General features: G+C 68.0%; 10 protein-coding genes. 3 read left to right on the top strand and 7 right to left on the bottom strand.

Annotation, left to right across the window (positions count from 1 at the left end; translation table 11 throughout):
• The 6 genes from rpmI to aceA all read right to left on the bottom strand — a co-directional run.
• Positions 1-174, bottom strand: a 174-nt coding sequence (gene rpmI / locus VFM98_RS12760; protein ID WP_325110302.1) for a 50S ribosomal protein L35, incomplete at its 3' end; no start/stop codon positions are given.
• 227 nt (positions 175-401) lie between these two features.
• The gene (infC, locus tag VFM98_RS12755; RefSeq protein WP_325110301.1) at positions 402-1004 is read right to left on the bottom strand and encodes a translation initiation factor IF-3; all 603 of its coding nucleotides are present in this window, start codon (positions 1002-1004) and stop codon (positions 402-404) included.
• A gap of 89 nt (positions 1005-1093) precedes the next feature.
• Positions 1094-3001 carry a threonine--tRNA ligase gene (gene thrS, locus VFM98_RS12750; protein WP_325110299.1) on the bottom strand — a complete coding sequence of 636 codons (1908 nt, stop codon included), beginning with the start codon at positions 2999-3001 and terminating at the stop codon, positions 1094-1096.
• A gap of 195 nt (positions 3002-3196) precedes the next feature.
• On the bottom strand, positions 3197-3400 hold the full coding sequence (locus VFM98_RS12745) for a hypothetical protein (RefSeq protein WP_325110298.1): 204 nt from the start codon (positions 3398-3400) through the stop codon (positions 3197-3199).
• Between the two features lie 117 nt (positions 3401-3517).
• Entirely contained in the window at positions 3518-5323 is a 1806-nt protein-coding gene (locus VFM98_RS12740; protein ID WP_325110297.1) for a CHASE domain-containing protein, read from the bottom strand.
• Between the two features lie 175 nt (positions 5324-5498).
• Positions 5499-6842 carry an isocitrate lyase gene (gene aceA / locus VFM98_RS12735; protein ID WP_414709020.1) on the bottom strand — a complete coding sequence of 448 codons (1344 nt, stop codon included), beginning with the start codon at positions 6840-6842 and terminating at the stop codon, positions 5499-5501.
• Positions 6843-7144: 302 nt separating this feature from the next.
• Here aceA and VFM98_RS12730 point away from each other — a divergent pair, with 302 nt between their 5' ends.
• The 3 genes from VFM98_RS12730 to VFM98_RS12720 all read left to right on the top strand — a co-directional run bounded on the left by VFM98_RS12730 (position 7145) and on the right by VFM98_RS12720 (position 8851).
• Positions 7145-8059 carry a DMT family transporter gene (locus VFM98_RS12730; RefSeq protein ID WP_325110296.1) on the top strand — a complete coding sequence of 305 codons (915 nt, stop codon included), beginning with the start codon at positions 7145-7147 and terminating at the stop codon, positions 8057-8059.
• A gap of 40 nt (positions 8060-8099) precedes the next feature.
• Entirely contained in the window at positions 8100-8318 is a 219-nt protein-coding gene (locus VFM98_RS12725) for a hypothetical protein (RefSeq protein ID WP_325110295.1), read from the top strand.
• A 68-nt stretch (positions 8319-8386) separates the two neighbouring features.
• Positions 8387-8851, top strand: a complete 465-nt coding sequence (locus VFM98_RS12720) for an SWIB/MDM2 domain-containing protein (protein WP_325110294.1) — start codon at positions 8387-8389, stop codon at positions 8849-8851.
• 163 nt (positions 8852-9014) lie between these two features.
• On the opposite strand, the gene VFM98_RS12715 is transcribed toward VFM98_RS12720, so the two are convergent.
• On the bottom strand, positions 9015-9937 hold a 923-nt coding region (locus tag VFM98_RS12715; protein ID WP_325110293.1), incomplete at its 5' end, for a thiamine pyrophosphate-dependent enzyme.

Below are 9937 nucleotides of genomic sequence, written 5' to 3'. Positions count from 1 at the left end.
CATGTGACCCATGTTGGTCTCATGAACGGCAGTCGGTCCGCGCAGGTGGCGCTTGTTCTTGGTGGACTTCTTCGTCAGGATGTGACGCTTGAAGGCCTGGGCACGCTTGACCGTCCCGCCCGGGCGCACGCGGAAGCGCTTCTTGGCGCCGCTCTTGGTCTTCATCTTGGGCATGTTCATGCTCCTTCTTCGTTTGTGCTCGCGAGGCGTCACGGAAAAGGTTCCGTGCCTTGATGGCCCCGAGCCACTTTTGTGGCGAGTCGATGCCCGCCACTTTTGTGGCGAGTCGATGCCCGCCACTTTTCGAGCGGCGGGACGATGCCCGCCGCTGCGGGGAGCGAAAACGCTCCCCTTTCACCGCCACAGCGGCGACCAACCGTCGTGGCTTTGAAAACCGATCCTTACGCCGTCGTCGCCGGGGAAGCGGCGGCTTCGGCGGCGGGCTTGGGTGCGCCCGCCTTCTTCTTGCCGGGCGCGATCATCATGATCATCTGCCGGCCTTCCAGCTTGGGGAACTGCTCGACGACGATGGTGTCGCCGAGGTCGTCCCGGATGCGCTGCAGCAGCGCCATGCCGATTTCCTGGTGCGTGATCTCGCGGCCGCGGAAGCGCAGCGTGATCTTGCACTTGTCGCCTTCCTCCAGGAAACGGCGGATGTTGCGCAACTTGATGTTGTAGTCGCCGTCGTCCGTGCCCGGGCGGAACTTGATTTCCTTGACCTCGATGATCTTCTGCTTGGACTTCGCTTCCGCCGCCTTCTTCTGCTCGATGTACTTGAACTTGCCGTAGTCCATCAGTCGGCAGACTGGCGGGTTGGCGGTGGCGGCAATCTCGACCAGGTCCACGTCCAGCTCGCCCGCCATGCGCAGGGCTTCCTGCAGGCTCACGACCCCGAGGGGCTCGTTGTTGGGTCCGCTCAGGCGGACTTCGGGAGCCATGATCTCCCGGTTCAGGCGGTGCTTGCGTTCCTCACGCTGGCGGCGGTCACGAAAATCAGTAGCGATGGTCCTTGTCCTTCAACTCAATGATAGCTACAGGAACTGTAGCAACACCGCGGCAGCGGGCGCCAGCCGCGGCGTGATTCCATGAAGGATCAGGCCTTGCTGGCGATGTCCCCGGCGATCCTCTTCGAGAATTCCTCCAGGGGCATCACGCCGAGGTCCTTGTTGCCCCGGGCGCGCACTGCGACGGCACCAGCCGCCTTCTCCTTGTCGCCGACGACGAGGAGATAGGGCGGCTTCTGCAATGAATGCTCCCGTATTTTATACGTGATCTTCTCGTTGCGCAGGTCCGTCGCCACCCTAAGCCCTTGATTCCTCAGCGATTTGGCAACTTCGTTGACGTAATCGGCCTGTTGGTCCGTGATGTTCAGCACGACGGCCTGCACCGGGGCCAGCCACACCGGCAGGGCGCCGGCGTGCTGCTCGATCAGGATGCCGATGAAACGCTCGAGGCTGCCCACGATGGCCCGGTGCAGCACCACCGGCCGGTGGCGCGCGCCGTCCTCGCCCACGTACTCGGCGTCCAGCCGCGTCGTCAGGTTGAAGTCCACCTGCATCGTGCCGACCTGCCACTGGCGGCCGATCGCGTCCTTCAGCGTGTATTCGATCTTGGGCCCGTAGAAGGCGCCGTCGCCGGGGGAGATCGTGAACTCGCAGCCCGAGCTGCGCAGCGACTCCATCAGGGCCTGCTCCGCCTTGTCCCACAGCTCGTCGGAGCCGATGCGGGCCTCCGGCCGCGTGGCCACCTTGTAGATGATGTCCGTGAAGCCGAAGTCCTTGTACACCTTGTGCAGCACGCGCGTGAATTCTTCGCACTCGGGCTGGATGTGTTCTTCCGTGCAGAAGATGTGGCCGTCGTCCTGCGTGAAGCCGCGCACCCGCATGATGCCGTGCAGGCCGCCCGAGGGCTCGTTGCGGTGGCACTGCCCGAACTCGCCGTAGCGCAGCGGCAGGTCGCGGTAGCTCTTCACGCCCTGCTTGAAGATCAGCACGTGGCCGGGGCAGTTCATCGGCTTGAGCGCGTACTCGCGCTTCTCCGACTCCGTGATGAACATGTTCTCGCGGTACTTGTCCCAGTGGCCCGTCTTCTCCCACAGCGACTTGTCCAGGATCTGCGGACCCTTGACCTCCAGGTAGCCGTTGTCGCGGTAGACCTGGCGCATGTACTGCTCCACGGCCTGCCAGATGGCCCAGCCCTTGGGGTGCCAGAACACCACGCCGGGGGACACTTCCTCGAGGTGGAACAGGTCCAGCTCGCGGCCGAGCCGGCGGTGGTCGCGCTTCTCGGCCTCCTCCAGCATCGTCAGGTACTGCTGCAGTTCCTCCTTCGTGGCCCAGGCCGTGCCGTAGACGCGCTGCAGCATCTCGTTGCGGTGGTCGCCGCGCCAGTAGGCGCCGGCCACCTTCATCAGCTTGAAGAACTTCAGCTTGCCCGTGGAGGGCACGTGCGGGCCGCGGCACAGGTCCTCGAAGCCACCCTCGGCGTAGAGCGACACCTCCTCGCCGGCCGGGATGCTGCCGATGATCTCCGCCTTGTAGTTCTCGCCCATCTCCTTGAAGTGGCGCACGGCCTCGTCGCGCGGCAGCACCCGGCGCGTGACCGGCTCGTCCCTGGCGGCGAGCTCCTGCATGCGCTTCTCGATCGCCTGCAGGTCCTCGGGCGTGAAGGGGCGCTTGTACGCGAAGTCGTAGTAGAAGCCGTTCTCGATCACCGGGCCGATCGTGACCTGGGCCTCGGGGAACAGCTCCTTGACCGCATAGGCCAGCAGGTGCGCCGTGGAATGGCGGATCACCTCCAGGCCCTCGGGGTCCTTGGGCGTGAGGATGGCGACCTTGGCGCCGTCGGGGATCGTGAACGTCGTGTCGACGACCTTGCCGTCGACCTTGCCGGCGATGGCCGCCTTGGCGAGGCCGGGGCCGATGGAGGCGGCCACGTCGGCCACCGAGACCGGCTGGTCGAACTGGCGCTGCGAACCGTCGGGAAGCGTGATGCGGATCATGTTGGGTGGGTCCTGCGTTGCGGCAACAAAAAAGCGCGGGGGCAGCCGCGCTTTCGGTCGGAACGGAGTGACTCCTGACGCGCGACTACGCCGCCACTACGGGGCGGTGGAACCTTCCGGGGTAGTTCGCGGTGTCATAACCAGGATGCCTTTCTCGCTCTTGTTGCTCGCTCGATGGGAGCATTCTACCCTGCCCTACCCTGCCGCCGCCACGTAGCCGGTGCCGGCGCAGCGCGGGCACTCGGTGATCACGGTCTGCTTCTCGACCTCGAAGTGCTCGTTGATGTTCTCGCTGTCGATGCGCAGCTGCCCGGTGCCGCCGCAATCGGGGCAGCGCTCGCCGCTCAGGTCGCGCAGGTTGAAGATGCCCGTTTTTTCTTCGTTCGTGGATCCAGCCATCGCCAGCCCTCCTCTCGTGTCGTGGGTGGCTCGACTGTAAACAGGCAGGAGGGCCCGGCACAGGGCCCGGCGGCCAGCGCAGTGTGCAGAAGTTGGCAGATCGCGCCGCTGCGGCGCTCAAAGGGCGGCGTCCGCCGGATGCGCAGGGGCGCTCGACGCCTCGCCGCCGGCGCCGTCGCGCGGCAGCACCAGGACGAACTCGGCCCCCTGGCCGGGGCCGTCGCTGCGGCCCTCGATGTGGCCGCCATGCAGGTCGGCCAGCGAGGCGGCCAGGCTCAGGCCGATGCCGAGTCCGCCGCCGGCCGGCGAGCGTTCGGCCTGCACGAACAGCTGGAACACCTCGCGCATCTTCTCGGGCGCGATGCCGATGCCGTTGTCGCGCACCGCGATGCGCACCTCGCGTTCGTCCGCCTCCATGCCCACCTCGATGCGCCCCCCCGGCGGCGTGTACGTGGCGGCGTTGTTCAGGAGGTTGGTCAGGATCTGCGCCACGCGCGCCGGATCGACCACCAGCTCCAGGCTGCGGTCCAGGGGGCGCACGCGCAGGCTGTGGCCGCGGGCGTCGATCAGCGGCCGGCTGGTCTCGACGGCCGCCTCGACCACCGCGGCGATCGACGCGCGTTCGGGATGCAGGGTGATCTTGCCGCGCGAGATGCGCGAGACGTCCAGCAGGTCGTCGATCAGCCGCACCATGTGGCGCACCTGGCGCTCGGCGATCTCGCGCGCGCGCTGCGCCGCGGGCCCGTCCGGCAGCCGGCGCAGGATCTCCAGCGAGTTGCGCAGCGGCGCCAGCGGGTTGCGCAGCTCGTGCGCCAGCATGGCCAGGAATTCGTCCTTGCGCCGGTCGGCGTCGCGCAGCTGGCCGGACACCTGCTCCAGGCGCTCGGCACGCTCGCGGGCCCGCTCCTCGCTTGCCTGCAGCGCCAGCTCGTTGCGCCGCCGCTGCGCCGCGGCGCGCTCCGCCTCCCGGCGGCCGCGCGCCTGCAGGAAGGCGATGCCGCCCAGCAGCAGCGAGGCGCCCAGCGAGACGGCGGCCAGCCAGGGCACCAGCCGGCGCTGCGACTGCGCCTCGAACACGCTCGTGCTGGTGAATTCCAGCCGCCAGATGCGCCCCGCCACCTCCAGCATGCGCGAGGCGGAAAAGGCGGGAACATGGCTGCCGCCGTCGCGGGTGGAGCGCATGAGGGCTTCCGGCAGTGCCCGGGGGCCGTCGAACAGTTCGTAATCGACGCGGCGCGCCTCCGCGCCGCGCACGCCGTGCAGCAGGTCGTCCATCCGCAGCGGCGCATAGGCGAAGCCCAGCAGCGCGGCGCGCCGGGCCTCCACCGTCGGCGGCACCGCGCCGCCGCGGTAGACCGGCAGGTAGACCAGGACGCCGGCCTGCTTGCGGCGCTCGATCTCCTGCACCAGCGTCACCCGGCCGGAGGCCGCAGGCCGGCCCTCGTCGCGGGCGCGGGCCATCGCCTCCTGCCGCACCGGCTCGGTGAACATGTCGTAGCCCAGCGCCTGGCGGTTGCGCACTTCCAGCGGCTCGATGAAGACAATCGCGTGGTATTCGTCGCGCGGCTGTGCGGGCCAGACGTGGAAGCCGGGCACGCCGCTGGCGCGCAGCTGCGCCTCGCGCTGCGCCAGCTCGGGGGCCGGAATGCGTTCCGAGAAGCCGATGCCGAGGATGCCGGGATAGAGCCGCCTCAGCTGCAGCTGGGCCGCGTAGCGGGTGAACTCGTCGCGCTCGACTTCCACGCTCGCCATGAACAGGCCGGCCACGCCGTGCAGCAGGGTCAGCGTGGTGTCCAGGCGCTCCTGGATCGAATCGGTGGTGCGCGCCACCTCGGCTTCGAAGGCCTCGCGGTCGCGCGCGGCGATGGTCCGGTCGACGGAGAACAGCAGGAGCGTGGTCGCCAGCAGCGCGACCAGGAACACGAGCAGGGGCGCGATCCATCCGCTGCGAGCGGCCCGGAGCGGGGCGTCGGAGGCGGCGGAAAGGAGATTCGGGTCCGGCATGGGCTCGGCCGCGCGCTGGCGGAGCACCGATGCTAGCGCGGGCGCGCCGCACCGGGGTTGCCCCCGGGGCGGCGCGCCCGCCGGCCCTGCCGGCTCAGGCCGCCTTGCGCTCGGCGCCCTGGCCGTGGTCGTCGAAGAACTGCTCGTCTTCGGTGGAGCCCTTCAGGGCCGCGGTGGAGGCATTGGCCTCGATGGTGGTGGTCACCGCGTCGAAGTAGCCCGTGCCCACCTCGCGCTGGTGCTTCACGGCGGTGAAGCCCTTGTCGGCGGCGGCGAATTCCTTCTGCTGCATCTCCACGAAGGCCGTCATGCCGTTGCGGGCGTAGCCGTAGGCCAGCTCGAACATGCCGTAGTTGAGGGCGTGGAAGCCCGCCAGCGTGATGAACTGGAACTTGTAGCCCATGGCGCCCAGCTCCTTCTGGAACTTGGCGATGGTCGCGTCGTCGAGGTTCTTCTTCCAGTTGAAGGAGGGCGAGCAGTTGTAGGCCAGCAGCTTGCCCGGGAACTTCGCGTGGATGGCGTCGGCGAACTCCTTGGCGAACTTCAGGTCGGGCGTGCCGGTTTCGCACCAGATCAGGTCGGCGTACTCGGCATAGGCCAGGCCCCGGCTGATCGCCTGGCCCAGGCCCTTCCTGGTGCGGTAGAAGCCTTCCACCGTGCGCTCGCCGGTGAGGAAGGGCTGGTCGTTGCCGTCGACGTCGCTGGTCACCAGGTCGGCCGCTTCGGCGTCGGTGCGGGCCAGCAGGATCGTCGGGGTGCCCATCACGTCGGCCGCCAGCCGTGCGGCCACCAGCTTGGCCACGGCCTCGCGGGTGGGCACCAGCACCTTGCCGCCCATGTGGCCGCACTTCTTCACCGAGGCGAGCTGGTCCTCGAAGTGCACGCCGGCCGCGCCCGCCTCGATCATGGCCTTCATCAGCTCGAAGGCGTTGAGCACGCCACCGAAGCCGGCCTCGGCATCGGCCACGATGGGGGCGAAGTAGTCGACGTAGCCCTCGTCGCCGGGACCCTTGCCCTCGCTCCACTGGATCTGGTCGGCGCGGGCGAAGGTGTTGTTGATCTTCTTCACCACCTTCGGCACGGAGTCCACCGAGTACAGCGACTGGTCGGGGTACATCTCGCCGTTGCTGTTGGCGTCGCCCGCCACCTGCCAGCCGGAGAGGTAGATGCCCTTGAGCCCCGCCTTGACCTGCTGCATCGCCTGGTTGCCCGTCAGCGCGCCGAGGGTGTTCACGTACGGCTCGGTGTTCAGCAGGCTCCACAGCTTCTCGGCGCCGCGGCGGGCCAGCGTGTGCTCGATGGCCAGCGAGCCGCGCAGCTTCACCACGTCGGCCGCGCTGTAGCCGCGCTTGATGCCGTTCCAGCGCGGGTTCTCGGCCCAGTCCTTTTCGAGCTGGGCGATCTGCTGTTCGCGGGTCAGGTGGGTCCAGTTGCTCATGTCGTTCACTCCAGGAGGGTTGGTGGTTCGAAACCGGGGCGGCCGTTGCGGGCCGCGTTGGAATGAACTTTAAGTCTTGTAGAAGACCGTGTGTGGCTCTTGTGTCTTATAGAGGACTAAATATTTTCTTCCACCAATTCAACAACTTACACCCACCGTTTTTCCATACGGAATCCGCTTTCTTGTATTGAGAAATTTTGCGGCGGCGCACAAACGTGCGTTTCCGCGATGCGAAACGAACCCGGGCTTTGTGAAAACGGGCTTCAGGCATGATGCGGCGCATTTTTCGCGCCGCCCTTTCGATGAGCTTCGTCCCGAGCCGTCCCCTCGCCTACGCGTGCCTCGCGCTCAGCATGTCGCTGGTGGGCAGCTACGTGGCGCTCTCCAAGCCGCTGGTGGCGGCGATCCCGGTGTTCCTGCTCGCGTGGCTGCGCTTCGGCATCGGCGGCCTGGCGATGCTGCACTGGCTGAAGAAGCCTGCGGGCGAGCCGCCACTCGCGCCGCGCACGCGCCGGCTGCTGTTCCTCGAGTCCTTTCTCGGCAACTTCCTGTTCTCGCTCTGCATGCTGTGGGGCGTGAGCCTCACCAGCGCCGTCTCCGCCGGCGTGATCATGGCGGCGATTCCCGCCACGGTGGCGCTCCTGAGCCGCGTCTTCCTGCACGAGCCGATCTCCGGCCGCACGTGGACCGCCATCGCCTGCGCCGCGCTGGGCATCGCCCTGCTGGCCACCGCCAAGGAGGGCAGCGCGCAGGCCGGGGGCGAGCTTGCCTGGCTGGGCAACCTGCTCGTGCTCGGCGCGGTGCTCTGCGAAGCCTCGTACGCGGTGATCGGCAAGGCGCTCACCGGGACGCTGGGGCCCGAGCGCATCACCGCCCTGATCAACCTCTGGGGCTTCGCGCTGGTCACGCCCTTCGGCCTCTACAGCGCGCTGCAGTTCGACTTCGCCGCCGTGGCCCCGGGCACGTGGCTGCTGCTCGTGTTCTACGCGCTGGCGGCGAGCATCTGGACGGTGTGGCTGTGGATGACGGGGCTCAAGGTGGTGCCCGCGGCCCAGGCGGGCGTGTTCACCGCGATGCTGCCTGTCTCCGCCGCGCTGGTGGGTGTGCTCGCGCTCGGCGAACCGCTGGGCGCGATGCAGTTGCTGGCCTTCGTCGCCGCACTCGCCGGGGTGCTGCTCGCCACTGCGCCCTCGAAGCGCGGCGTGCGCTCGCGCTGAGGCGCGTTTCGCAAGCGAAACGCACTCGCGCCGAGGCGGCTTGCAGAGTGAAATTCCGAGTGGCGGCGCGGTGTTGATCGCGCTTCTTGCCGCGCTGCGTGAGGAGCGCGAAGGCTTCTCCAGAGGAGAAATCGAGCGCCGCATGCGCGCGCAAGCCGCTTCTCCAGAGGGAAAACGCCTTGCGCGCCCCGATGAAAAAGCAACATCTCCCAATGAAAAACCGCGTTTTTCCCTTGGATGGCCCCTCGTTCTCCTTTAGCATCCGCTCTGCCAGCAAGTGCAGTTTTCGCTGGTACGGTTCATCAACTTCTAGAAGGAAATCCGACGATGGCAACTGCAAAGAAAGCGGCGGCGAAGAAGGCGCCGGCGAAGAAGGCGGCTCCGGCGAAGAAGGCCGCCGCGAAGAAGGCCCCGGCCGCCAAGAAGGCCGCTCCGGCCAAGAAGGCAACTGCGAAGAAGGCCGCTCCCGCCAAGAAGGCGGCGACGGCGAAGAAGGCGGCCCCGGCGAAGAAGGCTGCCGTCAAGAAGGCCCCGGCGAAGAAGCGCACCCCGAACGCCGCGTTCATGAAGCCGCTGACGCCCGATCCGGCGCTGGCCGCCGTGGTGGGCAACAACCCGCTGCCCCGCACGGAGATCGTGAGCAAGCTGTGGGCCTACATCAAGAAGAACAAGCTGCAGGACACCGAGAACAAGCGCATGGTCAACGCCGACGACAAGCTGCGCACGCTGTTCGGCAAGAACCAGGTGTCGATGTTCGAGATGGCCGGCCTGATCGGCAAGCACGTGAAGTAAGCCGGGCACTGCCTGCACTTTCCAGGGGCCGGCTTCGCCGGCCTTTTTCTTGGGCCTTGCTCCTCCCCCTCCAGGGGAGGCCGGGAGGGGGGCACCGGGGCGCCAGGAAGCGCCGCAGCGCCCCCACCCCTACCCTCCCCCAGCGGGGGCGGGAGAAAACGCCTCAGCGGCCCTGCTTGCGCGCCGCTTCCCTGATCCCCGTCAAGGTTCCGCGCGTGGTGATCACTTCCGGATCGAGGATCACCTCGATCACCGTCCCGTTGCGGCGCTCCAGCGCCGCCAGCAGCGCCGGCTCGAACTCCTCGGTACGGGTGATGCGCGTGCCTTCGTAGCCGTAGGCCTTGGCCAGGCCGACGAAGTCGGGATTGGCCAGCTGGGTGCCGGCGCCTTCCACCCGGGCCGGGTACTCGCGCTCCTGGTGCATGCGGATGGTGCCGTACATGCCGTTGTTCAGGATCACGACGATCGAGCGGGCGCCGTGCTGCGCGGCGGTGGCCAGCTCCTGGCCCGTCATCAGGAAGTCGCCGTCGCCGGCCATGGTCAGTGCGATGCGGCCGGAGACGATGTTGGCGGCGATGCCCGCCGGCACGCCGTAGCCCATCGCGCCATTGGTCGGCGCGAGCTGGGTCTTGTGGCCCTTGGCCAGGCCGTGGTGCTTGAAGAAGCGGTGCGTCCAGGAGGCGAAGTTGCCGGCGCCGTTGGTGATGAGCGCGTCGGCCGGCAGGTGCTTCTGCAGCGCGGCGACGATGGCGGGCATGTCGATGGGGCCGGGCAGCTTCTGCGGCTCCAGGTTGGCCAGGTAATCCGCGTTGGCCGCCTTCGTCCACGCCTCCCAGGGCAGCTCGGGCGGGGCCGTCAGCACCTCCAGCGAGCGGGCAGCGGCGTTCATCGTGGCGTTGATCGCCAGGTCGGCCTGGTAGACCCGGTTCAGCTCCTCGGCGCTGGCGTGGATGTGCACCAGCTTCTGCGCCGCCTTGGGCGGCTTCAGCAGCGAATAGCCGCCGGTGGTCATCTCGCCCAGGCGCGGCCCGATCGCCAGCACCAGGTCGGATTCCTGGATGCGCTTGGAGAGCTTCGGATTGATGC

Source organism: Ramlibacter sp. (assembly GCF_035706265.1).
Lineage (GTDB): Bacteria > Pseudomonadota > Gammaproteobacteria > Burkholderiales > Burkholderiaceae_C > Ramlibacter.
The sequence above is the reverse complement of the archived record's forward strand: the minus strand, read 5'-3'. Positions and strand labels throughout refer to the sequence as shown.